The following is a 26,986-nucleotide window of genomic DNA, read 5'->3' as shown; positions in this document are numbered from 1 at the left end:
AGCCGGGCTCAGGGAGCGAGGACCAGCTCCACCTCGATGCCCTCGGCGTCCTCGCCGTACCAGGCTGTGTGGTCCTGCCCGCCGGCGTGTGGGTAGCGCTCGGCGAACAGCTCGCGCCAGCCGTGCTCCGGGGCGGCGCTCCTGATCGCGTCGAGGACGGCACGGTCGGTCACCCGCAGGGCGAGATGGTTCATGCCCGGGGAGCGACGCTCCGAGCGCGTGCCGAGCACGTCCGGGGACTGCTCGAGCACCAGGTAGCCGCCATCTGCCGAGCGCCAGATGCGGCCCCGCTCCCAGCCCTCCAACCGTTCGGCCGCCCAGCCGAGGGTCGTCATCAGCCAGTGCCAGGCTGGCTCTGCGGCGGCGAGATCTGCGGTCCACAGCTCAAGATGATGGAGGCCTGAACGAGGCGGCGGTGAGGTCATGGGCTGACGGTACCCCCGCAGCGGACTCTCAGCCGGTCACCCGGATCAGTGCTCGCGCCCCGCGCTCCATCTCCACGAAGGAGTGGTTCACCGCGGTATAGGTGCCCGGCTCGTCGAAGACCAGCTCGACGAACCCGCCCTGCGCGGCAGCGAGGTCCAGCGCCTGCGACCCGCCACGGTTCTCGTTGTCCGGGCGCAGCAGATACTCACCCTCCTTGAACACGGTGTCGAACACCCCGCCCACCACATGGAAGGAGATCCCCCGCGACGGGCCGGCGGCGAGCACCCACAGGCGCACCCGTTCACCCACCCGAGCCTCGAGCGGGGCGTGGACGTACTGGTTGGCATGCCCGTTGAACACGGTGACGTCCGGCTGCTCGGCCGCGATCTTCGCAGGGCTGACGGGATGGGCGCCCTCGTGCATCGCCGCGTCATATCCGGCGGCGCCCTCGGGAACCAGGTAGTGCTCGGACTGGACCAGCACGTACTCGCGGTCCACCTCCGCGAGGACAGCTGGCGGGACGATCAGCGCACCGACCATCCCGGCAGCCAGGTGGACGCTCATCGGTATGGTCGAGCAGTGATAGAGCCAGATCCCGGCGTGATCGGTGGTGATCGAGTATTCGAGGCTCTCGCCGGGCGGGATGGTGCGCATCGACTGGTCAGGGGAGATGCGTCCGGCGTGCAGGTCCAGCGAGTGCCCCATCGAGCCGTGGTTCACCAGATCGACGGTGAGCCGTGCCCCGAGCTCAGAGCGCAGCACCGGACCGACCACCGTGCCGCCGAAGGTCATGGCGTCCATCCGCACCCCCGGGGCGATCTCGGCGTCGACCTCCGTGATCTCGAGGGGGAGGCGCTGCTGCGGTCCTGCGCTCGGCGGCAGGAGCGCCGGGCGGGGGCGGTGGGCGGTGCCCGGAGCGGCCTGCAGATCCAGGGGGATCCGAGCGAGCTCCTGCCCGGTCGCACCAGCGGAAGGATGCTCGGGCCCGGGTGCGGCGCCTGCTCCGCCGGCAGTGATCTGGAGGGTCATCCCCATCGCGCGGTGGCCGACGATCGAGCACCAGCCTTCCAGGTCGTGGCCGATCACCCCGGCATCCACCGTGGTGCTCTCCCCGGGCTGCAGCCGACCGGAGGAGACACCGCTGGCCAGCACGAGGTCGTGCACGTCATAGGGGTCGTCATTGCTCAGCTCGATCACCAGCGCGTTCCCGGCGGGCACGTCGAGAGTGGAGGGGGAGAAGCGCATCTCCGCCATGCTCACCGCGATGGTGGTGGTCGCTCCGGTGGGGGCGACCGCGCTGCCGACGCCGGCCCCGTGCAGAGCGCCGTGGTCGGGGACCGAACCCTGTGCACGGTCCAGCGAGGTGCCCAGCGCTGTCGCTCCCAGCACCGAACCGATTCCCAGCAGCGCACCGGTCAGCGCCCGACGGTCCATCCCCTCGGAGCGGGACGCCGAAGCGGCCGCTGCCCGGGGCGGGGCCGACGGGGAGGGCGCTGCCGCCTCGCCGGTGGGGGACGGAGCGGAAGGCGATGCCGCTGCGTCGGCGGTGGCTGGAACGGCGGCCGGTGCCGCCGCGCTGACGGGAGTCGACGGGACCGGCAGGGCCGAGGCGGTCCCGGTCGCGGCGCCGGGCGCCGTGTCAGGGGCCCGGACCGGCATCGGCAGGCCGACGCCTCGATTCCGCACGCTCGCCCTGATGGCCATGACCATCAGCACCAGGAACGTGAACAGCACCGCGAAGCCCAGCAGCGAGAGCACCACCCGCGACAACGACCCGAAGTCCGCGACGTCGGCCGTTCCGAGCGTGAGCGCAGCGAACACCGCCCCAGAGGCGGAGGTCCCGATCCCGGACAGCACGAACAGTGCGACCGCGAGGTTGTAGGTGACGATGCGCAGCACCGCGAAGCGGCTCATCACCTCGAGCGCGGCCTTCGTGGACCGTGGGCCGCCGCGCATCGTCACAGGCAGCAGGTAGCCCATCGCGCCCAGCAGCACCTGCAGCAGGAAGCCGGTCACGAACGGAACAGTCAGCTGCTGGATATCCGCGGCGACCAGCGAGCTGGCGAGCTGCTCGTCGGCCGATCGCCACCACATCGCCAGCAGCCCCACCACGGTCACCGCGAACCAGATCACCCCGGATGCGATCGAGAGCACGGGGAACAGCGGCAGCGGCACGGTGCGTTCCTGGCGGGCAGCGCGGAGCGTCACCTGGATCAGGGTCACCGCGACCCAGGCGAAGGAGCCCAGGTAGGCGAGCAGGAAGGCGCAGCCGAGGAGCGTCGAGCCCAGCAGGGCGCCTGCGGTCGCACCGAGCACCGCCAGCAGCATGCCCAGCAGGCCGCCCGCTGACCGCCGAGCAGCGGCCAGCTCGATCCGGGTGCGCAGCACCGTGGGCCACAGCGTCAGCAGGGTGCCGGTGACCGTGATCCCCACGAAGCCCAGGATGTTCACCAGCTGGTGGGCGAGCAGCAGACGTCCCTGCCACGGCTCGCCCGGGCTGAACGCCATCACTGCGCCGAGCGTCGCACCCACCGGGATCAGGCAGGCCGCGCCGATGTACGCCTTGACGGTGAACTCGAAGCGAGGCGCCAGAGCCGCTCGGATCTGGGCACCGAGCGCCACGGCGTACCAGACCAGCGCAGCGGAGACCATCAGAGCCCCGAGCACCACCACCCAGGGCCAGGTCGGCAGCATGCCGAGGATCGTGACCAGCACCCCGGCGCTCAGCAGACGGATGCGGCTGAGCTGTCGGGGCCGGGACTCCTCACCCAGGCGGGTCTTCAGCAGCGCCTCGGTGAAATGCTGCCCCCACACCATGATCGAGGTGGTGATCAGCCCCAGGGTCACCATGTGCACCAGCAGCCAGCGTGACTGCGGTATCCATTGATGGGTCAGCACCACCACGACCAGCGCGACCATCCACAACGAGACGGGGCGGGACGCGCGGCGATGCCAGGAGCCACGGCCCGACGAGCCCTCCGGGCGGGGACGACCGCGGAGCGGGGTGGCGGCGTGGGGGAGGGACGGCTCAGGCATGACCACCTCGGGGGGAGGCTCCGGCCGGGACGACGTTCATCCGGTCGAGCCACGGGCAGGGACCTATCCAGAGTAGATCCGTGGGCCGCACTACGGCGGTGGCGAAGGTCCTGGGTCGGTCAGGCCCGCGACTCTGCGGAGCCGGCCGGTCAGGCCCGCGGCTCGGCGGCGGGCGGCTGCGCCTCCCGGGCGCGCTTCCACTGCGCATACACGCCACCGGCGAAGCTGACCACCACGATCACCGCGACGATGATCAGCACCGTGGTGAAAGGGATCGGGATCCCGGCCGCAGCGAGCACGCCCCAGATGATGAAGAGGGACAGCCCGATCAGCAGGGCGTCCCGCAGAGAACGCAGGATCCGGGGGCCGATGTTCGCAGCCGTCACGCGGCGGCTGGCCACCGTGTAGTAGGCGACGGCGTCGCTGCGGAGCCTGTCGCCGTCGACCCGTGGCCGTTCTGAGGTCGTGGTCCGCGGCGAGGAGTGCTCGTCGCGCCCTTCGTCGATCGCCTTCCCGGCGGCGCGGACGTAACCGCCCGCTCGGTCGGAAGCGCGCCGGGCGGCGTCGCGCGCCTCCGGGGCCTGCTTGCGGGCCGTATTTCGAGCGGCCTTCGCGTACGTCTTCCAATCGGCCATGGCGACTCTTCCTCTCAGCGGTTCTCGTCGCGATGCTCGCGCACCGGGTGGCGGTCGCGGTCACGAGGGTCCATGCGGCGCTGATCTCGCGCATCGTCCTCACGGAAGCGGATGTCTCCGCCTCCGCGGTTCTCCCGCTGCGGCCGGGGATGCTTCGCGCGGTAGTCGGTGTAGTAGGACAGGCCCACATTCAGGGCCAGCGTGATGGCCACGGACAGGACGAAGCCCGCGAACGTGGAGCGCACCCCGACCAGCCGCAGCACGATGAACAGCACGCCGATCGCGATCACGCTGAAGCCGATGTGGTCCCGTACTCGCCGGACCAGGCCGCGGGGTCGTCGATTCATCCCGTCATCGTAGTCGCGCCGGCTGGACATGCACCCAGGACGAGGTCGGGTCTCGTGGGCGGTGCGGGGGCAGGGCGGGCGCGGGGAGCGCAGGACGGGCGCGGGGGAGCCCCGCCAGGTCGTGACCGCATCGAGTGAGACTCCACGCACACCATTGCCAGTGGTGCGATCACGGTCGGGGGAAGCGATACCCTGGCGATGTTCCCAGGGGTGGCATCGAGGCCAGTGCGGCCGGCCGCCCACTGCCGACATCGAGAGGAAACCCACCCCGTGGACCTGTATGAATACCAGGCCCGCGATCTCTTCGAGAAGCACGGCGTGCCCGTGCTCGGAGGAGTCGTCGCGGAGGATCCGGCGGCCGCCAAGGCCGGCGCAGAGAAGCTCGGCACCCCGGTCGTCGTCGTCAAGGCCCAGGTGAAGACCGGTGGCCGCGGCAAGGCCGGCGGCGTCAAGATCGCCAAGTCCCCCGAGGAGGCGGAGCAGCAGGCCTCCGAGATCCTCGGTATGGACATCAAGGGCCACACCGTGCACCGCGTCATGATCGCGGCCGGTGCCGACATCGCCGAGGAGTACTACTTCTCGCTGCTGCTGGACCGGGCCAACCGCAACTACCTGGCCATGTGTTCGGTCGAGGGCGGCATGGAGATCGAGCAGCTCGCCGTCGAGCGCCCCGAGGCCCTCGCCCGCGTGGCCGTCGACCCCAACGTCGGGATCGACGCGGCCAAGGCGAAGGAGATCGTCGAGGCCGCGAAGTTCAACGCCGAGACCGGCGCGAAGGTCGCCCCCGTGCTGGAGAAGCTCTGGGATGTCTACAAGAACGAGGACGCCACCCTCGTCGAGGTGAACCCGCTGGTGAAGACCGGCGCCGGTGACATCGTCGCCCTGGATGGCAAGATCACCCTCGACGACAACGCGGAGTTCCGCCACGAGGACCACGCCGCTCTCGTCGACGTCACCTCCGAGGACCCGCTGGAGACCAAGGCCAAGGCGCTGGATCTCAACTACGTCAAGCTCGACGGCGAGGTCGGCATCATCGGCAACGGCGCGGGCCTGGTCATGTCCACCCTCGACGTGGTCGCCTACGCCGGTGAGTCCCACGGCGTGAAGCCCGCGAACTTCCTGGACATCGGCGGCGGCGCCTCCGCCGAGGTGATGGCCAACGGCCTCGACGTGATCCTCGGCGACGAGCAGGTCTCCGCGGTGTTCGTCAACGTCTTCGGCGGCATCACCGCCTGCGACGCGGTCGCCAACGGCATCGTCGGCGCCCTGAAGAAGCTTGGCGATGCAGCCACCAAGCAGCTCGTCGTCCGCCTCGACGGCAACAACGTCGAGGAGGGTCGCAAGATCCTCGCCGACTTCGCCCATCCCCTCGTCACCCAGGCCGACACCATGGACGGCGGCGCCGCGAAGGTTGCCGAGCTCGCCGCCGCAGGAAAGTGAGCAGCACCCGACATGTCTATCTTTCTCGATGAGAACAGCAAGGTCATCGTCCAGGGCATGACGGGCTCGGAGGGCATGAAGCACTCCCAGCGCATGCTCGACTCCGGCACGAACATCGTCGGCGGCGTGAACCCCCGCAAGGCCGGCCAGTCCGTCACCTTCGAGGGCGGCGCCGAGGTGCCGGTCTTCGGGACCGTCGCCGAGGCCATGGAGGCCACCGGTGCGAACGTCTCGGTGGTCTTCGTGCCGCCGAAGTTCGCCAAGAGCGCCGCGATCGAGGCTATTGATGCCGCGATCGAGCTGCTGGTGATCATCACCGAGGGCATCCCGGTCAAGGACTCCGCCGAGTTCTTCAACTACTCGCAGGAGAAGGGCTCGACCCGCATCATCGGGCCGAACTGCCCGGGACTGATCAGCCCCGGCAAGTCCAACGCGGGCATCACCCCCTCGAACATCACCGGTGCGGGGAAGCTGGGCCTGGTCTCCAAGTCCGGCACCCTGACCTACCAGATGATGTACGAGCTGGCCGACATCGGCTTCACCACCGCCATCGGCATCGGCGGCGACCCGGTCATCGGCACCACCCACATCGATGCGCTCGAGGCGTTCGAGAACGATCCGGAGACCGCCGGCATCGTGATGATCGGTGAGATCGGTGGCGACGCCGAGGAGCGTGCGGCCGAGTACATCAAGGCGCACGTGACCAAGCCGGTCGTCGGCTACGTCGCGGGCTTCACCGCCCCCGAGGGCAAGACCATGGGCCATGCCGGCGCCATCGTCTCCGGCTCCGCGGGCACCGCGCAGGCCAAGAAGGAGGCTCTCGAGGCCGCCGGCGTCAAGGTGGGCAAGACCCCCACCGAGACCGCTGACCTGATGCGCGAGATCATGAAGGGCCTGGCCTGAGAGCCGACCCACGCGGCATCGACGGCTGAGTCCGTCCCACCGCGACGCCAGCGCCCCGGAACCCCTGCGGATCCGGGGCGCTGCGCATTCGAGGTCGATCGCGGAGGATCGCTCGCGGAGGATGATGAGAGGATCTCCTCCGTCCGGCGGAGGCGCCGTCCCGCAGGCTGCGGGAAGGATGTCCTCATGACTGCTCAGCTCCCGGCTCCGGCACCGCCATCGTCCGCTGTGACGCCTCCGCTCGCCGACCGCGCCCGCGCCGACCATCCGGCGGTGATCGGGGTGTTGAGCGGGATCTTCGTGACCGCCATCGTGGTGACCGCGCTCCGCAGCCCTCAAGGGGTCGTCGTCTCCGCCGATCCCGGCTACGTGCCGATGGCTGTGCCGCTGCTGCTGGTCCCCGCCGGGCTCGCGATCGTGCTCGCGCTGCTGCTGCCGGCGGGCAGCGGAGACAGCTCGGCCATCGTGCGCAGACAGCCTCGTGCTGCCACGGAGTCCGCCGGACTGATCGGGCTGGCAGCTGGCTTTCTGCTGCTGGTGCCGGTGCTCCCGCTGCCCGAGGACTACGTGCTGCTGAAGTTCGCGATGTTCCTGCTGATCCCGGGGCTCGTGCTCGGCGTGGGGAAGAGGCGCCGGGGCTCCAGCGTGCGGATCCCGCGGCCGCAGGTTCCGCGGTGGGTCCTGATCCTCCCGGTGCTCGTGCTCGGAGTGCTCTCGAGCATCGGCCCGTTCTCCCCGGGCATGCCGAGCTCCTGGCCGCCGCTGCCGATGCTGATCATCGCGGCGACCGCCACAGCGGTCACCGCCGGGATCGGCGAGGAGGTCCTCTTCCGCCGGCTGCTGCAGACCCGTCTGGAGGCGCTGGCCGGCCCCTGGACCGGAATCCTGGCGGCGTCCCTTCTGTTCGGCCTGATGCACATCTTCTCCCATGGCGACGGACCGCTATGGGTCAATGCCGCACAGGTGATCGCGCTGCAGGGGACTACGGGGATCGCGCTCGGCGTGATCTGGAGCCGCTGGCGGCGGCTGTGGCCATGTGTGCTCGCCCATATCCTCCTCAACGGCTTCGCTGTGCTCCTGCACCTGCTGAGCCTGCTCGGCTGAGGCGACCGACGCCAGTGGCGAAATCGCCGGTGGCCTCCCGGAGCGCCGACTAAGCTGGACCGCGCCAGTCGTACAGCTACTGAGGAGGGCCCGTGTCCGGAGATCTCATCGACACCACAGAGATGTATCTGAAGACGGTGTTCGAGCTCCACGAGGCCGGCATCGCGCCCATGCGGGCCCGTATCGCTGAGCGTCTCGGCCACTCCGGTCCCACGGTCTCCCAGACTGTCGCCCGCATGGAGCGGGACGGCCTGCTCCATCTCGATGACCAGCGGCGGATCCGGCTGACCGAGGAGGGCACCTCGGTGGCCACCGACGTGATGCGCAAGCATCGCCTCGCCGAGAGGCATCTGCTGGACGTGATCGGGCTGGACTATGCGCACGTCCATGAGGAGGCGTGCCGGTGGGAGCACGTGATGAGCCTCGAGGTCGAGAAGCGGCTCGCGCAGCAGATGACGCCGCCCTATGTGGATCCCTACGGCAATCCGATCCCAGGCCTCGCCGCCCTCGGGATCGACGAGACCCACACCACCTCGGCAGGTAAAGACCCCTCCAATCCCAGCCGTGAGCTGAGCGAGGCGGTCGCCGATGGCGAGACCCGCCAGGTGCGCCTCGAGCGGATCGGGGAGCGGGCCCAGAGCGACGTCGCGCTGCTCGGAGAACTCGCACGTCAGGGCATTCTTCCGGGGGCCCAGATGGCGGTGGAGAGAGTGGCTGGCAGCTTCGTGCTGCGGGGCCCTGGAGGGGGAGAGGTCGCCGTGGGCGACGTGGTGGCGGACCAGCTCCATGTGACGACGTAGACCGCCGGGTAAAGGCTCCGTCAAGCTCTCCCCAGAAGCTTCCTGTCACCCTGACGTAGGCGGGTCCGGGCACCTAGTCTCGAGGGCGTGCCAAGGCGACAAGGATCTCGGCACTCCCCCCGGAAGCCCCACGCGCACCGGAACGGGATGCAGGACGTCGGAGCTGCGCGAGGGTTTCACCCGGGGCTGGGAGCCACAACGTGTCGAAGACTGCGAACAACACTCACCGCCGCGCCATGCGCACGGTGACCCCCGTCTCCAGGGCGGGACGCGCCGGTGCCGGTGCAGCGATGGCCGCCGCCATGCTGTTCGGAGGAGCGGCCGCCGCGACCGCCGACCCGCAGGCCGACGCACCCCAGGCAGACGCCGCCCCCGCGCTGCTGAGCCCCGCCATCGCCCCCGTGGGCATCCCGGCCGTCGAGGTCGCGACCGCTGAGGCTGAGCCCGCGCTCGCCCCGGTCGCCGGCGCCATCTCCATCGAGGTGGGCCCCACCGAGGAGGAGATCGCTGCGGCAGAGGCCGCTGAGCGTGAAGCCGCTGAGCTCGAGGCCGCTGAGCAGTCCGAGCAGGAGGAGTCCACCGAGCAGGACGACTCCTCCAGCGAGGGCACCGAGACCCGTGGGGACGACACCTCCTCGCGCTCCGAGGAGCGCTCCAGCCGCGACGGCGGCTCCGAGCAGGAGGAGTCCCGCTCGTCCGATTCCAGCTCTTCCTCGTCCTCCTCGCAGGAGAAGTCCGAGGAGAAGTCCGCTCCGGCTCCCTCCGCAGCCAAGGGCGGCTCGGTCCTGGCCACCGCGCGCTCCGGCATCGGCACCCCCTACGTCTACGGCGGCACCTCCCCCTCCGGCTGGGACTGCTCCGGCTTCGTCCAGTGGGTCTACGCCCAGCACGGTGTCAGCCTGCCGCGCGGCGCCGGCGACCAGGCCGCTGCTGGCACCGTCATCTCCCGCTCCGAGGCGCGCCCCGGCGACCTGGTCTACAAGCCCGGTCACATCGGCATCTACGCCGGCGGCAATCAGTTCGTCGACGCCGGCAACAGCCGCGTGGACACCTCCGAGCGCAACATCTACTCCGGCAGCTGGACCTTCATCCGCGTCGGCTGATATCCCTCGCAGCATCGGCCCCGTACCACTTCGTGGTGCGGGGCCGCTCCCATTCTCGAGGCACCTGAGACCGGTACCGTAGGCATGTGTCCTCCGCCCGTGATCTCCTCGCCGTCGTCCTGCTGATCCTCGCCGTCGTGCTCGGCGCACTGTGGGCGCCGGCCACCTGGCTCCACCACAACGTGGTCGAGCGCGAGGGATTCCTCGCCATCACCGACCCGCTCGCCGAGGATCCCGGCTTCCAGCGCACCCTGAGCGACAGCGCTGTCGAGATGCTGCTGGGCGACGACCGGATCCCGGGATGGATCGAGGAGAGCCTGACGCCGCTGGCCGAGGAGCAGGCCGCGGCGCTCACCGGAACCGGCGTGTACGCCACGATGTGGAAGGCCACCATGGTCGAGCTGCACGGGGCGCTCTTCTCCCCGGGCGCCTCGGACCTGGACGTCGACCTCGGCCCGGTGATCGACAGGATCCTCACCCCGGTGGAGGAGAAGCTGCCGATCGAGATCCCGCGACCTGAGGATGCGACCATCACCCTGGCCAGCATCCCCGACATCCCGCTGCTGACCCGAGTCTCCGCCGTGACCCCGTGGGCGTACTGGGCGGGGCCGGCGGCGCTCGTGCTGCTCGCCCTGGCCCTGCTGATCGCCTTGCACCGCCGCGCCATGCTGATCATGGCCGGTCTCGGCGGGATCCTGGCGGGGGCCGGCGTGTGGTGGCTCGGCGAGCAGGTGCAGGCCGTGGTGCCCGACTCGATCGATCAGGCACCCTTCGTCGGCCCGATCGTCCAGGTCTTCGAGGGCCACTTCCAGACGGCGATGATGCCGCAGGGAGTGATCATGCTCGGAGCCGGCGCCCTGGTGACCGCGATCGGCCTCGTGCTGGTGGGCCTGCGCCGTCGCAGCTGAACCGCGGGTCGGGCTCGGGGATCAGATCGGCCCCGGGGATCGGGTCCGACTTCCACCAGGTCCGGGGATCGGGCTCTGGGGGAGAGGCCCTCGGGGGAGAGCTCCTCGCCTCCTGACTCAGAGCATCCCGAGTCGCTCGAAGGCGGTGATGATGCCGTGCTCCATCGGTCCTGGCACCGTATTGCCACCGGCGGCGTCCAGGACCGGCGCGGGGGCGCCGTCGATCGCGATGGCGGTCCCGGCCACCTGCAGCATGCCCAGATCGTTCATCCCGTCTCCGATACCGACCGTCGAGGCAAGAGCCATGCCCAGGTGGTCGGCGACCCTCCGCACTCCGTCGGCCTTGTCGATCGAGACCAGATGCAGCTCCCCGGAGCTGACGTCCTCCGTCATCGAGTTGGGCAGTGCGCCCACCTCGGGCCCGATCTCCGCGGCCAGCTGCTCGATCTTCACCGGCGAACCCCACAGGGAGATCTTCGCGAAGGAGGCGGAGGCGAGGTCCTCGGGCATGTGTATCGCGTCGATCAGGTCCTGCAGACCGTTGCCCACGCCGCCCTGCGGCAGCTGCGGGCGCACCCGGGCACGCAGCTCGTGCGCGGAACGTGGCGTGCACAGCAGGGCCTCCGGGGTCTCCAGCGTGAACGGGATGTCGTGGCGCTGCAGCACGTGGACCGCGCGCCGCCCCAGCGCCTCGGGGAAGCGCTCATCGCGCAGCACCCGGCCGCCGACGCTGATCCAGCCACCGGCGGAGGCCACCACGCCGTCGAAGAGGGCAGCCACCTCCGAGGCGACGATGGAGTCGGGCCGGCCGGTGCACAGCAGGATCACGTGCCCGTTCGCCCGTGCCTGGCGGACGGCGTCAGCGTGCGACCGCGGAGCCACCCCCCGATGGGCGAACGTGCCGTCGAAATCGATGAATACGCAGCGGCGATCTGCCACGGATGCTCCTTCTTCCCTGGTGGTCTCGGTTCTCTCAGCCTAGGTGAGCACGCTGGGCGCGGCGGCCATCAGGTCCGGGATGTCACCTCTGAGCTGGGAGAGTCACCGCTGAGCGCCCGTGGGGCCTCAGTTCCGTGCACCGGCGAGGCCACAACGCTGTGTTCCCAGGGGCCCTCAGCGCCGACGGTGCAGGCTCGCCCGCACCGAGACGGTGACCTCGCGGGTGCCGGTCAGCAGCAGCCTCAGCTGTTCCTCGTCGACGTGCCGCGCGCTCGGCGTCATGGCCACCAGATCCCGGGCGATAGCGGCGTCGAGGGACACCTCGAAGCGCACAGGGACGGTCCGGACGGTGCTGAACAGCGGATCCAGAGCCTCATGCAGGCGTTCCTCCTTGCGGGGGTCCACCCCGACCATGCCCGGGACCTGCGCGCGCAGCTGGGAGAGGTGATCGGCGTCGGGCCGCACGACCAGGAGGTGGCCGCCAGGCTCCAGCACCCGCGCGAACTGCGCCGGATTGCGGGGCGCGAACACATCGAGCACCAGGTCTGCGGCGGCATCCTTCAGGGGGAAGCGGGTGAACACGTCCCAGCTCGCCGCCGCGGCCCGCGGATGGGCACGGGCGGCGAAGCGGAGCGCCCGCACCGAGGTGTCCACGCACAGACCCTGCGCTGCGGGGAGCTGCTCGAGCAGCCCCGCCAGGTAGTAGCCGGTGCCTCCGCCGATGTCGAGGATCCTGCGGGCGGAGCTCGGTGCGAGATCGGCGATCACGTCCCGCAGCGGGCCGTAGGCGCCGGTGGCCAGGAAGCTGTCCCGTGCCCGGGCCATATCGTCGTCATCGCCGCTGGTGGCTGGTGCCCCGGTGAGCAGCGAGACGTAGCCGGCACGCGCGACGTCGAAGGAATGGCGTTCGGTGCAGCGCAGCGTGCGGTCCGCGATCTCCAGCGGGCGGTGACAGCGCGGGCAGGCCAGGCTCTCGAGCCAGGAGGCGAGGGGCGCGGGGAGGGGGCGGGACACGAGGACCAGGGTACGTCCGGCCGGGAGGCTGCTGCTCAGGCGCCGACGTACTGCTTCAGATGCTTCCCGGTGAGGGTCGAGGCGTCGGCGACCAGCGCGGCGGGGGAGCCCTCGAAGACGATCCGCCCGCCCTCCTGGCCGGCTCCGGGCCCCAGATCGATGAGGTGGTCGGCATGGGCCATCACCGCCTGGTGATGCTCGATGACGATCACCGATTTGCCCGAGTCGACCAGGCGGTCCAGCAGGGTGAGCAGCTGGTCCACATCGGCCAGGTGCAGGCCGGTGGTCGGTTCGTCGAGCACGTAGATCCCGCCCTTGTCGCCCATATGGGTGGCGAGCTTGAGACGCTGGCGCTCACCGCCCGAGAGCGTCGTCAGCGGCTGGCCGATGGTGAGATAGCCGAGGCCCACCTCGTCCAGGTGGCCCAGCAGCTTCGCCGCGGCCGGAACCTTCGTCTCGGGGCCGGAGAACAGCTCCCGGGCCTGCGCCACGGAGAGGGCGAGCACCTCGGAGATGTCCTTCCCGCCGAAGCGATACTCGAGCACGTCGGTGCGGAACCGTCTGCCCTCGCATTCCTCGCACGGGGTCGCGACGGTCTCCATGAAGCCGAGCTCGGTGTAGATCACCCCGGCGCCCTTGCAGACGGGGCAGGCACCCTCGGAGTTGTTCGAGAACAAGGCGGGCTTCACCCCGTTCGCCTTCGCGAACGCCTTCCGGATCGGCTCCAGCAGCCCCGTGTAGGTCGCCGGGTTCGAGCGCCGGGAGCCGCGGATCGCGGTCTGGTCCACCACGACCACGCCGGCGCCCTTCGGCAACGAGCCGTGCACCAGCGAGCTCTTGCCCGAACCGGCGACCCCGGTGATCACGGTGAGCACCCCGAGCGGGATGTCCACATCCACGGAGCGCAGATTGTGCTGGTCCGCGCCGCGGATCTCGAGCACGCCGGAGCGGGTGCGGATCTCCTCCTTGAGGGAGACCTTCCGGTCCAGGTGCGTGCCGGTCAGGGTCCCTGAGGCGCGCAGCCCGGCCAGATCCCCTTCGTACTGCACGACGCCGCCCTCGGCACCTGCGCGCGGGCCGAGGTCGATCACGTGGTCGGCGATCGCGATGGCCTCGGGCTTGTGCTCGACCACCAGCACCGTGTTGCCCTTGTCCCGCAGATCCACCAGCAGCGAGTCCATGGTCGAGATGTCATGGGGGTGCAGCCCGATCGTCGGCTCGTCGAACACATAGGTGACGTCGGTGAGCGCCGAACCGAGGTGACGGATCATCCTGGTGCGCTGCGATTCACCACCCGAGAGGGTGCCCGAGGGACGGTCCAGGGAGAGATAGCCGAGGCCGATCTTCACGAAGGCGTCCAGCAGCGCGGACAGGTTCGTCAGCAGCGGGGCGACGCTCTCGCTGCCGTGCTGCGCCTGGAGCGTGGAGACCCAGGCGGCGAGGTCGGTGATCTGCAGGGCGGTCGCCTCAGCGATCGAGACTCCGTCGATCCGCGAGCTGCGGGCGTGCTCGGCCAGGCGCGTCCCCTCGCAGTCCGGGCAGACGATGAAGGTGACCGCCCGGTCCACGAAGGCGCGGATATGGGGCTGCATCGAGTCGCGGTCCTTGGACAGCATCGACTTCTGGATCTTCGGGATCAGGCCCTCGTAGGTCATGTTCGCCCCGTCGAGCTTGACCTTGGTGGGCTCCTTGTACAGGAAGTCGTGGAGCTGCCGCGTGGTGAAAGACCTGATCGGCTTGTCTGCGGGGAAGAAGCCGGAGGAGGCGAACAGCTTCTCGTACCAGCCGCCGGCGGAGTATCCGGGCACCAGGAACGGACCCTCCTGGAGCGACTTGTCCTCGTCGTACAGCTCGGTGAGATCGAGGTCGGTCACCTGCCCCATGCCCTCGCAGCGCGGGCACATCCCACCCACCCGGGAGAAGGTGGTCTTCTCCGCGATGGTCTTGGCACCCTTCTGCACCGTCAGCGCCCCGGCGGCGCTCACGCTGGGGACGTTGAAGGAGTACGCGCCGGGGCCGCCCACGTGGGGCTGCGCGAGCTTGGAGAACAGGGTGCGCAGGTAGGCGTTCGCATCGGTGACGGTGCCGACGGTCGAGCGCACGTTCGCGCCCATCCGCTCCTGGTCGACGATGATCGCGGTGGTCAATCCCTGCAGAGAGTCGACATCGGGCCGGGCCAGCTGCGGCATGAAACCCTGCACGAAGGAGCTGTAGGTCTCGTTGATCATCCGCTGCGACTCGGCGGCGATGGTGCCGAACACGAGTGAGCTCTTGCCCGATCCCGAGACGCCGGTGAAGACGGTCAGGCGGCGTTTGGGGATGTCGAGGGAGATGTTGCGGAGGTTGTTCGCCCGGGCGCCGCGCACTCGGATCAGATCGTGGGCATCGGCCGGGTGGTGGGAAGCAGACATCGAGCAGGCTCCTCGGGGCGCATCGGAGCGCGGACCATCCCACGCCGAGCCATTGTGTCACTCGGGCTGCTTGCCCCGGCTAGCCTGGGGAGGTGACTGACGTGACGCATTACGACATCGCCCTGATCGGCTCCGGCTCCGCGAACTCCTTCCCGGGTCCGGAGTTCGCTGGCCGCAGCATCGTGCAGATCGACCGCGGCGTGGGCCCCGATCAGGTGTTCGGGGGAACCTGCCTGAACCTCGGGTGCATCCCCACCAAGATGTTCGTGCACACCGCGGACCTCGCCCGCACGCCCGCAGAGTCCACCCGCTTCGGGCTCACCGAGCAGCTGCGCCATGTGGACTGGCCCGCGATCCGCGACCGCATCTTCGGGCGCATCGATCCGATCACCGCCGGTGGGGAGGAGTACCGCCGCGACCACGAGGACAATGCCAACCTCACGCTGCTGCGCGGCACCGCTCGCTTCACGGGTGCGAAGACGCTGCGTGTGACGCTGAACGACGGCGATGAGAGCTCAGTGCAGACGATCAGCGCCGAGACCATCGTGCTGGGGGCGGGATCGCGCCCGACGCTGCCTCCGATCGACGGTCTCGCCGAGGCGAAGCCCCACACCTCCGACACCATCATGCGGATCGACCAGCTGCCGGCCTCGCTCGCGATCCTGGGCTCCGGCGTGATCGCGGTGGAGATGGCACACATCTTCGCCTCCTTCGGCGTGGAGGTCACGCTGATCGCCCGCTCCTCGCAGGTGCTGCGCTCCGCGGACGCGGATGTCTCGGCACGGCTCACCGAGATCCTCGGAGAGCGGCTGCGGCTGGAGCGCGGGCTGTCCACCACCTCGGTGCGCCGTACTGCCGGCGGCGTCGAGCTGCGTGGCGAGCGGGATGGCGCCGAGGTGCTGATCCAGGCCGAGGAGCTGCTGGTCGCCGTCGGCCGCCGCCCGAACTCCGACCTGCTGGACGTCGATGCCGCCGGCATCGACACCGCAGAGGACGGCCGGGTGGAGGTGGATGAGCACCAGCGCGTGCTCGCCGGTGGGACGCCGGTGCCGGGCCTGTGGTCGTTCGGCGACCTCTCCAGCCCGTACCAGCTCAAGCACGTCGCCAACCATGAGCAGCGCATCGTGCGGCACAACATCCTGCATCCCGAGCAGCTGCGCCGCAGCGACACCATGCCGATCCCCAGCGGCGTGTTCACCCATCCCCAGGTCGCCTGGGTCGGGATGGACGAGGAACAGGCCCGGAGCAGCGGCCGGGCGGTGAAGGTCGCGGTCCAGGAGTACGCCTCGATCGCCTACGGTTGGGCGCTCGAGGACACCACCGGATTCGTGAAGATCATCGCCGATGCGGAGACGACGGAGATCCTCGGCGCGCACCTGATCGGTCCCGAAGCGACCACCCTGGTCCAGCTGCTGATCCAGGCGATGAGCACCGGGCAGACCGCCCGCGACATCGCCTCGACCCAGTACTGGATCCACCCGGCGATGCCGGAGCTGATCGAGAACGCGCTGCTGCAGCTCGTGGACTGAGTCAGCCCTGCGCGCAGCGGTGCATAGGACGCGGCCCCGCTCGCCGTGGGGTGAGCAGGGCCGCTGCCGGGTCCCGGCTCGTCACTCCTCGTAACCGGGCAGGCAGGACTTCAGCGGATCCTTCTCGATCTCGGGAGCCGGGGAGCTCTCCTCCCCGGCACCGGGGCTGGCGGACTCCTCCGAGGTCGGGGTCTCGGCGTCGCTGCTCGGCTCGTCGCTCGGAGTTTCCTCCGCGCTCGCGGAGCCCTCATCGACGCCGGGCTCCTGCTCCTCGTCCGCCGGCGCGGTGCCGGTCTCCGCAGGTGCGGTGGAGCCGGGCTCGGTCTCGCCGAGCACGGACTCCGGTGCCTCCCGGGTCATCGAATCCTCGATCGACGCGTCGACCCATTCCTCGAGGTACTCGAAGTCCGGGTTCCCGGAGAAGGTGACGTCCTGCGTGATCGGGTACGAGGTGAAGCCGCCGTCCTTGACCCGCAGGGCGAGGTCGACGAAGGCATCGAGGTTGCCCACCGGGATATCCGTGACGATGTTCTCCTCGGTGGCGTTGACCAGCCGGGGGATCGACAGGGCGAGTGTGGTCGGATCCGCCTCCTCCGTGACCGCCCGCACGATGCGCTGCTGGCGGCACATGCGGTTGAAGTCGTTGGATCCCTCGCGGGAGCGGGCGTACCACAGCGCATGGAAGCCGTCGAGCTTCTGCTGCCCGGGCTCGATGTAGCCGTCGATCTTGGCGGCGCCGCCACCGATCGGGATCCGGCGCTCGACGACCATATCCACGCCGCCCAGAGCATCCACGAGGTCTTCGAAACCTTGCAGGTTGACCATCGCGTAGTAGTCCATCTCGAGACCGAGGGTCTCCTCAACGGCCCAGCGAGTCGCGGTCAGGCCCGGCTCCGGATCATTCGGGAACAGATCGGGGCGATCCTCTGCCCAGGTCCACACGGCATTGATGAGGTTCTGGTTCTTGCCGAAGTAGTCGAAGCCGTCGGGGAACGTCTCGGCGGCCACCGTGCCTTCGGGGAACTCGACGTTCTCGAGGTTGCGGGGGATCGAGAACAGCGCCGTCTGCCCGGTCGCGGTGTCGATCGAGGCCACCATGATGGTGTCGGGGCGGGTGCCGGTGCGGTCCGCGCCCGCGTCCTGGCCCAGCAGCATGACGTTGAGCCGCCCGGTGTTGGCCCACGGGTCCTTGCCGGAGGTGAAGGGGTGATCGCCGCCGCCACCGCCGCCGAACACGGACTCGGAGCCGATCAAGCCTTGCAGCGCCCACAGCGACTGCACCCCGCGCCCGAAGGGCAGTGCGACCGCCACAACCATCAGCGCGGCCAGTGCCAGGGCGAGATATCGCTTCGCCCCCTGGAGCCGCTCCCGGGTCGAGTGCGCGAGATTCGCGAGCACGATCTGAAGCGCCCAGACCAGGCCCACGACGCCCGCCGCGAGCATGGCCCCGATCAGCACGCTGCGATTGGTCACCAGCATCATCGCGTTGCGCAGAGGATCTCCGAGCAACAGGAAGGCCGCGACCGAGACCAGCGCGAGCAGCAACACCGCCAGCAGCACCCAGCCGAGCCGGCGCAGGCGGGTGGTCACCAGGCCCGCACCGGGCAGCACCGAGGTGAGCACGGTCCAGAACGCGACTCGCGGCAGTGAGCCGGAGACGGCGCCCTCCGCATGGTCCTTGTCCTGGTCGGCGCCGTCGGCAGCGTCGGCTGACCCGCCGGTGTGCTCGGCCGAGGTGCCGGAGAGCGGTGCGGCCCGTCCGGGAACGATCCTCGGACCGCTCGCCGCGGGAGAACCGGACGCAGATCCGGAGGGGGCTGCGGGCTCGGCGTCCATCGTCGCCGGCTCGACACCGACGGGCGGAGCCAGCGGGGAGGAGGAGGCCGGCTCCCGTGCGGAGTCATCCTCCGGTGCGGAGGCCTCGTCCGTGGTGGTCGACCAGAGGTCCTGCTCGGTGACGGGCCCTGCCGTGGCATGGCGGCCATGCGCTGACTCCCCGGGGCCTGCGGCGTCAGCGCCGACTGCCCCGGCCTCGACTGCGCCGGTCCCGACTGCGCCGGTCCCGACTGCGCCGGTCCCGACTGCGCCGGTGTCCACTGAGTCGGCGGCGGCCCCGGGGGATCCGGTGCCGTCGAGCTGGTGGAGCGGGAAAGCGGCCCGACGGCCCCGTGGCCGAGCAGGTGTCTGCGCTGCCGGTTGCTCTGCCGGCTGATCTGCGGGCCGAGCCGCGGACTGCTCTTCGGACTGCTCTGCGGATCGGGATGCGGACCGAGCGGAATCGTCGGGGCGTGCCGGGGATGCTGCTGCAGATCCGGCAGCGGCGGCGGGGGAGACCGATCCTCCGGGGAACGAGGTGCGTCGCGCCGAGGGCGGGTTCTGCTCAGCCGTCGGCGTGGGCGCCGAAGGCGGGACCGGCGCGCTGGATGCCGAGGACCTCGGGTTCGCCGAACTCGCCGAGGACGCCGAGGACGCCGAGTTCGCGGAGCTCGCTGATTCCGCCGAGCTCGCGGATCCGCCGAGCCAGGTGCGTTTGGGGTTCGGGGAACCGAAGGCGGCGTCGCGATTCCTCCGCGCCTCGTCTGCGGGGAGCGGGGTCGAAGGGGCGCGTCGGGTTGGTTGCTGGTGTCTGCCGGACCGACGACGTCTGCGCCGTGAGGCCGAGGATGGGTCCGTCATGCGCTACATCCTAGGAGCTTGACGCTGGTTGGTCATGCAACAGCCTGTGAGAACTTCGTGGAGGTGGGGCACATGGGGCCACCCGTATCCTGGCCGCATGCGCCTGATCCACACTCCGTCGACCGACCTCACGTACGACGACTGCTTCTTCCTGCCGGGTCGTTCCGCGATCACCTCGCGCTTCGACGTCGACCTCAGCAGCGATGACGGGACCGGCACCACGATCCCGCTGATCGCCGCGAACATGACCGCCGTGACCGGGCGGCGCATGGCCGAGGTGATGGCCCGACGTGGAGGTCTCGCGGTGCTGCCCCAGGACCTCTCCCCGGAGCGGATCGACTCGATCGTACGCTCGGTGAAGTCACGTGACCTGCTGGTGGACCACCCGCTCACCCTCACCGCCACCGGCACCCTCGGCCAGGCGGCGGACCTGCTGCCCAAGCGGCCCCACGGCATCGTCGTGGTGGTCGATGAGGAGCGCCGCCCACTGGGCACCATCTCCGCGGAGGAGATCGCCGGCCGGGACTCCTTCTCCGAGGTGGGGGAGGTGCTCAGCGAAGATGTGCCGGTGCTGCGCCCGAGCGATCTCGAGGTGAGCCCGGCGCAGCTGCACGGCAGGATCGCCGCGACTCACCATGACGCCGCGGTCGTGGTCGACGAGGACGGGATGCTGCGCGGTGTCCTCACCGCCAACGGCGTGCTGCGCTCGACCATCTATCGCCCGGCGGCCGACGCCGAGGGCAGGCTGCGGATCGCGGTCGCCGTCGGGGTCAACGCCGATGTCGCCACGCGGGTGCGTGAGCTGGTCGCTGTCGGCGTGGACGTCATCGTGCTGGACACCGCTCACGGGCACCAGGACAAGATGATCGACGCGCTCCGTCTCGCTCGCGAGGCGCTCGGCCCCCGGGAGGGGACAGCGGTGCGCCTGGCCGCGGGCAACATCGTCACCGCCGAGGGCACCCGGGAGCTGACCGAAGCCGGCGCCGACATCGTCAAGGTCGGAGTCGGGCCGGGAGCGATGTGCACCACCCGGATGATGACGGGCGTGGGCAGGCCCCAGTTCTCCGCTGTCCTGGAGTGCGCCGCAGAGGCCCGCCGGCTCGGCGGGAGCGTCTGGGCCGACGGCGGGGTGCGTCACCCGCGCGACGTCGCGCTCGCGCTGGCCGCCGGGGCGTCCAACGTGATGATCGGCTCCTGGTTCGCGGGGACCTATGAGTCTCCCGGCCAGATGCGCACCGACGAGGCCGGCGGACGCTACAAGGAGTCCTTCGGCATGGCTTCCAAGCGTGCGGTCTCCCACCGGACCGCGCATGAAGATGCCTTCGCTCGTGCCCGCAAGGGACTGTTCGAGGAGGGCATCTCCACCTCGCGCATGTATCTCACCGAGGGGAAGGGCGGCGTCGAGGACCTGCTCGACGAGATCACTGCCGGGGTGCGCTCTTCGTTCACCTATGCGGGAGCAGCGGGCACCGAGGAGTTCCGTGAGCGGGCGGTGATCGGGCTGCAGGGCGCCGCCGGCTACAACGAGGGCCGTCCGATCTCCAGCTCCTGGAGCTGACCGCGGCACCGGCCCTGGCGTCGGCCGGCCATTCCTGGATGACCGTTCCTGGGCGGCCGACGCCGGCGGGCCGGTAGGCTGGGCCCATGACGACTCTCGTGATCGGTGGCGCCGGATATATCGGATCGCATGTGGTGCGACTCCTGCTCGAACAGGGGCAGAAGGTGGTCGTGGTCGACAACCTCTCCACAGGTCTGCGACAGCGCACCGAGGGCGCTGAGCTGATTGAGCTCGACGTGACGCTCCCGGACGCGCGCGAGAAGCTCGCCTTCCAGATGCGGGCCAGCGGTGCGGACTCCGTGATCCACTTCGCCGCCCACAAGCAAGTCGGCGAATCCGTCGCCAATCCCGAGATGTACTGGCATGACAACATCGGCGGGCTCGCCAACGTGCTCTCCGCCTGTGCGAGCGCCGAGGTGCGCGACGTCGTGTTCTCCTCCTCCGCCGCGGTGTACGGGATGCCGGACGTGGACCTGGTCACCGAGGAGCTCGCCCCGCAGCCCATCAACCCCTACGGCGCGACCAAGTACGTGGGGGAGTGGATGCTCGCCGACGCCGAGCGGGCCCACGACATGCGCACCGTCGCCCTGCGGTACTTCAACGTGGCCGGCGCGGGCTGGCCCGAGCTGGCCGACACCGCGGTGATGAACCTGGTGCCGATCGTGCTGGACCGGCTCGAACAGGGGAAGACCCCGATCGTGTTCGGCGACGACTACGACACCCCCGACGGCACCTGCGTCCGCGACTACGTGCATGTGCTCGACCTGGCCCATGCACATATCGCCGCCCTGGACTACCTGCGCGGCGAAGAGCGCCCCCACCGCACCTTCAACGTCGGCACCGGCGAGGGATCGAGCGTGCTCGAGGTGATCGACGCGATCGCCCGGGCCAAGGGCATCGAGATCATCCCCGAGATCGGCGCACCACGAGCCGGGGACCCGGCTCGCCTGATCTGCTCCGGGGACCGCATCGCCCAGACCCTGGGCTGGAAGTCCGAGCACGGTCTGGATGACATCGTGCGCTCGGCCGTCGAGGCCCGTTCGGCGGCGATCACCCCGGATGTCGAGGCGTACTCCGAAGGCTGAGAGGCCTGCACCGAGGGCTGACCCTCACCGCAGCATGTGAAGAGCCGAGGCCAGGGGCGTTTCCAGGACTCGGCTCTTCGCGTATGTGCGGGGCGTCTGCCCCGCCGCCGACGCCTCTCAGGTGAGGTAGCGGTAGATCGGGTTCTCCGGATCGACCCGCTCGATCTCCATGTTCGAGGCGGCCATGCGCGCCATCAGCGGCTCGAGGTCCGAGCGGTTCCCGATCTCGAGGCCCACCAGGGCCGGCCCCGACTCGCGGTTGTTGCGCTTGATGTAGTCGAACAGCACGATGTCGTCGTTCGGCCCCAGCACGCGGTCCAGGAAGCGACGCAGAGCGCCCGGTTCCTGAGGGAAGGTCACCAGGAAGTAATGCTTGAGGCCCTCGTGCACGAGGGAGCGCTCGACGACCTCGTTGTACCGCGAGACGTCGTTGTTGCCGCCGGAGACGACGACCACGATGTCACCGGTCTCCTCCTCCGGATCATTCGCGCCAGCCCCCGCCCGGCCCAGGTGCGCGATCGCGCCAGAGGCCACCGCCGTCGCGGCGAGAGCCCCGGCGGGCTCGGCGATGATCCCCTCGACCTGGTAGAGCTCGAGCATCTCCGTGCATACGGCGCCCTCCTCGACCGCGACCAGCTCGGGGGTGATGGCCTGCACCATCTGCAGCGGGCCCGCACCGACCCGGCGCACCGCGGCGCCATCGACGAAGCGGTCCATCTCGTGCAGGGTGACCGGACGGCCGGCGCGGACCGCAGCGGCCATGGAGACCGCACCGGCTGGCTCCACACCGATGATCCGGGTGGAGGGGCTCCGCTCCCGCAGCCAGGCGCCGCAGCCGCCGAGCAGCCCGCCCCCGCCCACGGGAAGGACCATGGTGCCGAGCTCGCGACCGTGCTCTGAGCGCAGCTGATCGGCGGCTTCGAGCGCCACGGTCCCCTGCGCGGCCATGATCACCGGATGGTCGAAAGGGGGCACCTGGGTGGCACCGGTGCGCTCCGCGTCATCCGCGGCGGCCTCGGCAGCATCGTCGAAGGTGTCCCCGATCAGCACCAGCTCCACCAGTTCCCCGCCGATCGCAGTGATCCGCTCGCGCTTCTGACGGGGGGTGGTACCGGGCACGTAGATGCGGCCGTGGATGCCCAGGGCCTGGCAGGCGTATGCGACTCCCTGGGCATGGTTGCCTGCGCTCGCGGCCACCACCCCGGCGGCCCGGAGCTCCGGGCTCAACGAGTCCAGGAAGAGATAGGCGCCGCGCAGCTTGTAGGAGCGCACGGACTGGAGGTCCTCACGTTTGAGCCAGACCGGCACTCCGGTCAGCCTGCTCAGCCGTTCGCTGAGCTCGAGCGGCGTGCGCCGCAGGACCGGGGCCAGGCGTGCTGCGGCGCTCTCGACCTCCGGGGCGCGCACCGGTAATGGCGTCGTCTCGCTCATGCTGTTCTCTCCTCGTCGGAGGTTCTCTCGTCGTCGGAGGTACTCTTCCCGACGGCGACGACCAGCGCCGTCGCCATCGCTGCCACACCCTCGCCGCGGCCGGTCAGCCCGAGACCGTCCGTGGTGCTGCCGGAGACGGATACCGGTGCACCGGCCGCCTCGCTCATCACCGAGACCGCTTCGTCGCGGCGCCCGGAGAGGCGTGGACGATTGCCGATGATCTGCACGGAGATGTTGCCGATCGTGAAGCCGGCCGCACGCACCAGTCGCGCCGCCTCTTCCAGCAGACGGACTCCTGAGGCGCCTTCCCATTCGGGCCGGTCGACACCGAAGTGCGTGCCCAGGTCACCGATCCCCGCGGCTGAGAACAGCGCATCGCAGGCTGCATGGCAGGCGACGTCCGCGTCGGAGTGGCCGGCCAGGCCTCTTTCCCCGTCCCAGCGCAGTCCCGCGACCCACAGCTCGCGCCCGGACTCGGCCGAGGCGAAGGCATGGACATCCACTCCGGTCCCGACACGGGGCAGGGGGGAGGGGTGCGAGGTCATCGGGAGCCGTCCTCCCCGCCCGCGCTGCGGGGAGCGATGCGCTCGAGCAGGCGATCGATGTCGTCGTAGGTCACCTGAGGGTTGGTCCCCAGCAGCAGCGGCATCCCGGACACCCGGGGAATGCCCAGGGCGTCCGGCAGATCCACCGTGCTGACCACGAGGTCCGCCCGGAAGTCGGGGGAGAGCAGGTCCATGACGGTGGCCTGGACGACCTGGATCTGTCGGCCGCCGGAGGTGAGATGCTCCCGCACCTGCTCCGCGATCAGTGCGGAGGTAGCGATTCCTGCGCCGCACACGATGGCGATGGTGAGCATACGAACTCCTGAGCTGTGGGTCGGGTGACGACCAGCGTCCCGACGATCTGAGGAGGCTGTCGGGTGAGGACCGGAAGACACCGGCGAGGGTCGATTCTGTCACGTCCTCGCTGGGTGATCCACGAGAGGTCCGCGGCCGTCTACGATGCCAGCGTGACTCAGCCCCGACGCCTCCGCACTCCCCGTCCGCCCGGGCGGGCGGCCGGAGTCGTGCTCGCCGGCGGCTCGGGCACCCGCGTGGGCGCCGGCATCAACAAGGCGTTCCTGCCCCTGGCTGGTCGCAGCATCGCAGGCTGGGGCCTGAACACGCTCGCCGCGGTCGAGGGGATAGGCATCTTGGTCTTCGTAGTGCGACCGGACGATCTCGAACACGCCCGCTTCGTGGATTCGCGCGAGACCGAGCATCCGCTGGAGATCATCACCGGCGGCGAGACCCGCCAGGAGTCCGAGCTGCTGGCACTGCGCCATCTGGCGGACCGCATCGACTCCGGCGCGGTGGACACTGTGCTGATCCACGACGCCGCCCGCCCGCTGGTCTCCCACGGCCTGGTCTCAGCAGTGCTGCATGCGGCCAGGGAGAGCGGCGGGGCGGTTCCGGGCATCCCCGCCCTGGACATCGCCTCAGCGGGGCCGGGGCACACCTTGGCTCCCGGCGCCGATCTGCGAGAGGACGCCCTGGTGAGGGTGCAGACCCCGCAGGGATTCCACGCCGCCACGATCCTGGACGCCTATGAGGCCGCGGCCCGGGACGGATTCGTCGGCACTGACACCGCCTCCTGCGCCGAGGAGTACACCGACATCCCGGTGACCTGGGTGCGCGGCGAGGAGACGAACTTCAAGATCACCTACGCCCAGGATCTGCTGCTGGCCCAGGACGTGGTCAGCGCGCTAGGTTTGAGGACAGGGTGAGGAGGAGCCGATGAACGTCGAGGAGAGCTACCTGCGCTGCACCGCCTGCGATCAGGAGGCGGAGCACGTGGTCGTCTACGCCGGCAGGTTCGTGTCCCAGATCCAGTGCACCGGCTGCGGAGCCGTGACCAGACTGGATGTGTCCGACGACTATCTGCCGGATCTCCGCCAGCGGATCTCCAGCAAGCCACGGCGCCTGATGCGACGGCTGCGCCGTGACCCCGGGGAGCTCGCCACGAGCCTGCCGGTGCGCACGCTGTCCAAACCGGGCCGGATGGCCGCGGAGTTCCGGACCGTCTGGCGCAGCCGCAGCGGCCGCTGAGCTGCGGGGTGCTGCGCGACCTATCTGCGCGACTTTGCCGGGCGATTTGGCCGCCGGGCGGACTGTCTGCGCGACCTGCCCGGGCGACGGCCCTGATTTCCCGGGGAACCTCCCTGCGCGGCCTCTCAGCCGCGTCGTGAGATGCCGTACCGGTGCGAGGTGTCCCGGGCCAGGCCCAGGGAGATCTGCGCCTGCCACAGGGTGAGTCGGTCCAGTACCGCGAAACCGGAATGAGAGCCCTGCACGGTGCGTACCTCGGCCCCGCCTTCGAGGGCCACGAGGATCTCGTCGAAGCGTCCGCGATCGATCCCTGCGCGGGGCATGCTCTCCGGAGCAGCAGGCTCCAGCACCCTCTCCAGCAGCTCGCGCCGCAGCAGCCGGGGGCTCTGCAGGCCGGCCAGGGTGGTGCGGTCGATGTTCCGCAGGCCGTCGGGCCGGACCTCCTTGACCGAATCGGTCAGGGCGATCACGGGCACCACGGCATCGATGCTGGCTTCGAGAGCGGAGAGCACCTCGGTGATGACAGAGGCCGGGGTGAGCGCGCGCTCCGCATCATGCAGCAGCAGCAGCTCCTCGTCGGTGCGCTCGAGGACCGTCTGCAAAGCGTTGCGGCGATCGCCGGCGACAGAGACGACGGGGATGCGGGGATCGAGGGCCGCACGCAGCTGCGATGCGGCGACGTCGGCGGTGACCACCAGCGGCATCGGGAGCCCGAGGCCGTGGAGGGTGCCGAGCAGCCGGTTGATCAGTCGCGAACCGCCGAGCAGCTCGAGACATGGTGTCGCCGCACCGCGGGAGAGACCTGGCGCGGGGGGAGCCAGGGCGAGGACGACGGGCCGCACTGTCGCGGCGGTCGGGAGGGGTGACACGGGGGGCAGGGGGCTCAGGAGGCGAGGACCTCGTCGAGGATCGACTCGGCGCTGGCCTCGTCGGTCTTCTCCGCGAGTGCGAGCTCGGAGACCAGGATCTGACGGGCCTTGGACAGCATCCGCTTCTCACCGGCGGAGAGCCCGCGATCCTGATCGCGGCGCCACAGATCACGAACGACCTCGGCCACCTTCTTGACGTCTCCGGAGGCCAGCTTCTCGACATTCGCCTTGTAGCGGCGCGACCAGTTGGTGGGCTCCTCCGTATAGGGCTGACGCAGCACCTCGAAGACCTCCTCGAGGCCCTCCTTGTCCACCACGTCGCGCACTCCCACGAGATCGACGTTGTCGGCGGGGACCTCGATGGTCAGATCTCCCTGGGCAACCTTCAGCTTGAGGTAGGTGCGATCCTCCCCCTTGATGGTGCGGGTCTTGACCTCTTCGATGAGCGCGGCACCGTGGTGCGGGTAGACGACGGTCTCGCCGACAGCAAAATTCATGTGGTGGGTCCCCTTTCCGCCGACCAGTCTAGCACCGGGGGGTCATGCTAAAATGCGCACCGACCTGCCCGCTGACCTGCCGGAGCGCTCGCCCAACAGCTCGGGCTGATCGCCGTTGGGGCACAGTGCGGCGCTCCTGCCTCACCAGCCGTACGCCCTCGGGAACGGCGGTCGCGAACCTCAGG

Annotated in this window: 25 protein-coding genes; 12 read left to right on the top strand and 13 right to left on the bottom strand. The window is 70.0% G+C overall.

Annotated elements, in window-relative coordinates:
* Positions 1 to 8 precede the first annotated feature (8 nt).
* The 4 genes from ACT3T9_RS00610 to ACT3T9_RS00595 form a co-directional block, all read right to left on the bottom strand.
* On the bottom strand, positions 9 to 425 hold the full coding sequence (locus tag ACT3T9_RS00610; protein WP_441444762.1) for a VOC family protein: 417 nt from the start codon (positions 423 to 425) through the stop codon (positions 9 to 11).
* A gap of 28 nt (positions 426 to 453) precedes the next feature.
* Positions 454 to 3,462 (bottom strand): multicopper oxidase domain-containing protein, encoded by a 3,009-nt coding sequence (locus tag ACT3T9_RS00605; protein ID WP_444605751.1) that lies wholly within the window; start codon positions 3,460 to 3,462, stop codon positions 454 to 456.
* A 149-nt stretch (positions 3,463 to 3,611) separates the two neighbouring features.
* Positions 3,612 to 4,097: a hypothetical protein gene (locus tag ACT3T9_RS00600; RefSeq protein ID WP_441444760.1), complete on the bottom strand. Its 486-nt coding sequence runs from the start codon at positions 4,095 to 4,097 to the stop codon at positions 3,612 to 3,614.
* A gap of 14 nt (positions 4,098 to 4,111) precedes the next feature.
* Positions 4,112 to 4,444 (bottom strand): hypothetical protein, encoded by a 333-nt coding sequence (locus tag ACT3T9_RS00595; RefSeq protein WP_441444759.1) that lies wholly within the window; start codon positions 4,442 to 4,444, stop codon positions 4,112 to 4,114.
* Positions 4,445 to 4,714: 270 nt separating this feature from the next.
* Here ACT3T9_RS00595 and sucC point away from each other — a divergent pair, with 270 nt between their 5' ends.
* From sucC to ACT3T9_RS00565, 6 genes are all read left to right on the top strand, one after another.
* Positions 4,715 to 5,884, top strand: coding sequence for an ADP-forming succinate--CoA ligase subunit beta (gene sucC / locus ACT3T9_RS00590; protein WP_441444758.1), 1,170 nt, complete (start codon positions 4,715 to 4,717; stop codon positions 5,882 to 5,884).
* A 12-nt stretch (positions 5,885 to 5,896) separates the two neighbouring features.
* On the top strand, positions 5,897 to 6,787 hold the full coding sequence (gene sucD / locus ACT3T9_RS00585; RefSeq protein ID WP_441444757.1) for a succinate--CoA ligase subunit alpha: 891 nt from the start codon (positions 5,897 to 5,899) through the stop codon (positions 6,785 to 6,787).
* 186 nt (positions 6,788 to 6,973) lie between these two features.
* The gene (locus ACT3T9_RS00580) at positions 6,974 to 7,891 is read left to right on the top strand and encodes a CPBP family intramembrane glutamic endopeptidase (protein ID WP_441444756.1); all 918 of its coding nucleotides are present in this window, start codon (positions 6,974 to 6,976) and stop codon (positions 7,889 to 7,891) included.
* A gap of 92 nt (positions 7,892 to 7,983) precedes the next feature.
* Positions 7,984 to 8,691, top strand: coding sequence for a metal-dependent transcriptional regulator (locus ACT3T9_RS00575; protein ID WP_441444755.1), 708 nt, complete (start codon positions 7,984 to 7,986; stop codon positions 8,689 to 8,691).
* Between the two features lie 200 nt (positions 8,692 to 8,891).
* Entirely contained in the window at positions 8,892 to 9,794 is a 903-nt protein-coding gene (locus ACT3T9_RS00570) for a C40 family peptidase (RefSeq protein WP_441444754.1), read from the top strand.
* 86 nt (positions 9,795 to 9,880) lie between these two features.
* On the top strand, positions 9,881 to 10,702 hold the full coding sequence (locus ACT3T9_RS00565) for a hypothetical protein (RefSeq protein WP_442332074.1): 822 nt from the start codon (positions 9,881 to 9,883) through the stop codon (positions 10,700 to 10,702).
* A 117-nt stretch (positions 10,703 to 10,819) separates the two neighbouring features.
* Here the strand turns inward: ACT3T9_RS00565 and ACT3T9_RS00560 are convergent, their stop codons facing one another.
* The 3 genes from ACT3T9_RS00560 to ACT3T9_RS00550 all read right to left on the bottom strand — a co-directional run bounded on the left by ACT3T9_RS00560 (position 10,820) and on the right by ACT3T9_RS00550 (position 15,066).
* A complete protein-coding gene (locus ACT3T9_RS00560; protein ID WP_441444752.1) occupies positions 10,820 to 11,641 on the bottom strand; it encodes an HAD hydrolase family protein in 822 nt (273 codons plus the stop codon).
* 174 nt (positions 11,642 to 11,815) lie between these two features.
* Positions 11,816 to 12,655 (bottom strand): putative RNA methyltransferase, encoded by an 840-nt coding sequence (locus ACT3T9_RS00555; protein WP_441444751.1) that lies wholly within the window; start codon positions 12,653 to 12,655, stop codon positions 11,816 to 11,818.
* Positions 12,656 to 12,690: 35 nt separating this feature from the next.
* Positions 12,691 to 15,066 carry an ATP-binding cassette domain-containing protein gene (locus ACT3T9_RS00550; protein WP_441444750.1) on the bottom strand — a complete coding sequence of 792 codons (2,376 nt, stop codon included), beginning with the start codon at positions 15,064 to 15,066 and terminating at the stop codon, positions 12,691 to 12,693.
* A 92-nt stretch (positions 15,067 to 15,158) separates the two neighbouring features.
* On the opposite strand from ACT3T9_RS00550, the gene ACT3T9_RS00545 reads away from it, so the two are divergent.
* Complete coding sequence (locus ACT3T9_RS00545; protein WP_441444749.1) at positions 15,159 to 16,595, top strand: mycothione reductase; 1,437 nt, start codon at positions 15,159 to 15,161, stop codon at positions 16,593 to 16,595.
* Between the two features lie 81 nt (positions 16,596 to 16,676).
* Here the strand turns inward: ACT3T9_RS00545 and ACT3T9_RS00540 are convergent, their stop codons facing one another.
* Positions 16,677 to 18,692, bottom strand: coding sequence for an LCP family glycopolymer transferase (locus ACT3T9_RS00540; protein ID WP_444501702.1), 2,016 nt, complete (start codon positions 18,690 to 18,692; stop codon positions 16,677 to 16,679).
* A 256-nt stretch (positions 18,693 to 18,948) separates the two neighbouring features.
* On the opposite strand from ACT3T9_RS00540, the gene ACT3T9_RS00535 reads away from it, so the two are divergent.
* The 3 genes from ACT3T9_RS00535 to galE all read left to right on the top strand — a co-directional run bounded on the left by ACT3T9_RS00535 (position 18,949) and on the right by galE (position 21,914).
* The gene (locus tag ACT3T9_RS00535) at positions 18,949 to 19,293 is read left to right on the top strand and encodes a hypothetical protein (protein WP_444501703.1); all 345 of its coding nucleotides are present in this window, start codon (positions 18,949 to 18,951) and stop codon (positions 19,291 to 19,293) included.
* Between the two features lie 75 nt (positions 19,294 to 19,368).
* Positions 19,369 to 20,829, top strand: a complete 1,461-nt coding sequence (locus ACT3T9_RS00530) for a GuaB1 family IMP dehydrogenase-related protein (RefSeq protein ID WP_441444747.1) — start codon at positions 19,369 to 19,371, stop codon at positions 20,827 to 20,829.
* 86 nt (positions 20,830 to 20,915) lie between these two features.
* Entirely contained in the window at positions 20,916 to 21,914 is a 999-nt protein-coding gene (galE, locus tag ACT3T9_RS00525) for a UDP-glucose 4-epimerase GalE (protein ID WP_441444746.1), read from the top strand.
* A gap of 117 nt (positions 21,915 to 22,031) precedes the next feature.
* On the opposite strand, the gene ilvA is transcribed toward galE, so the two are convergent.
* From ilvA to ACT3T9_RS00510, 3 genes are read right to left on the bottom strand one after another with little or no spacing between them, the layout of a single operon-like run.
* Entirely contained in the window at positions 22,032 to 23,345 is a 1,314-nt protein-coding gene (ilvA, locus tag ACT3T9_RS00520) for a threonine ammonia-lyase IlvA (RefSeq protein ID WP_441444745.1), read from the bottom strand.
* Positions 23,342 to 23,890, bottom strand: coding sequence for a 2-C-methyl-D-erythritol 2,4-cyclodiphosphate synthase (gene ispF / locus ACT3T9_RS00515; RefSeq protein ID WP_441444744.1), 549 nt, complete (start codon positions 23,888 to 23,890; stop codon positions 23,342 to 23,344). The genes ilvA and ispF overlap by 4 nt, the downstream gene beginning before the upstream one ends.
* On the bottom strand, positions 23,887 to 24,204 hold the full coding sequence (locus tag ACT3T9_RS00510; RefSeq protein WP_441444743.1) for a PTS sugar transporter subunit IIB: 318 nt from the start codon (positions 24,202 to 24,204) through the stop codon (positions 23,887 to 23,889). Before ACT3T9_RS00510 ends, ispF begins: the two co-directional genes overlap by 4 nt.
* A 153-nt stretch (positions 24,205 to 24,357) precedes the next feature.
* Between ACT3T9_RS00510 and ACT3T9_RS00505 the strand changes: the two genes are divergently transcribed.
* Together ACT3T9_RS00505 and ACT3T9_RS00500 are read left to right on the top strand one after the other, a co-directional pair.
* On the top strand, positions 24,358 to 25,113 hold the full coding sequence (locus ACT3T9_RS00505; RefSeq protein ID WP_442332151.1) for an IspD/TarI family cytidylyltransferase: 756 nt from the start codon (positions 24,358 to 24,360) through the stop codon (positions 25,111 to 25,113).
* Positions 25,114 to 25,123: 10 nt separating this feature from the next.
* Positions 25,124 to 25,435, top strand: coding sequence for a hypothetical protein (locus ACT3T9_RS00500; RefSeq protein WP_441444741.1), 312 nt, complete (start codon positions 25,124 to 25,126; stop codon positions 25,433 to 25,435).
* Between the two features lie 125 nt (positions 25,436 to 25,560).
* Here the strand turns inward: ACT3T9_RS00500 and ACT3T9_RS00495 are convergent, their stop codons facing one another.
* On the bottom strand, positions 25,561 to 26,304 hold the full coding sequence (locus tag ACT3T9_RS00495) for a 2-C-methyl-D-erythritol 4-phosphate cytidylyltransferase (RefSeq protein ID WP_441444740.1): 744 nt from the start codon (positions 26,302 to 26,304) through the stop codon (positions 25,561 to 25,563).
* 14 nt (positions 26,305 to 26,318) lie between these two features.
* Complete coding sequence (locus ACT3T9_RS00490; RefSeq protein ID WP_441444739.1) at positions 26,319 to 26,801, bottom strand: CarD family transcriptional regulator; 483 nt, start codon at positions 26,799 to 26,801, stop codon at positions 26,319 to 26,321.
* Positions 26,802 to 26,986: the final 185 nt, after the last annotated feature.

This window comes from Brachybacterium sp. AOP29-B2-41, assembly GCF_052378395.1.
GTDB lineage: Bacteria > Actinomycetota > Actinomycetes > Actinomycetales > Dermabacteraceae > Brachybacterium.
The sequence above is the reverse complement of the archived record's forward strand: the minus strand, read 5'-3'. Positions and strand labels throughout refer to the sequence as shown.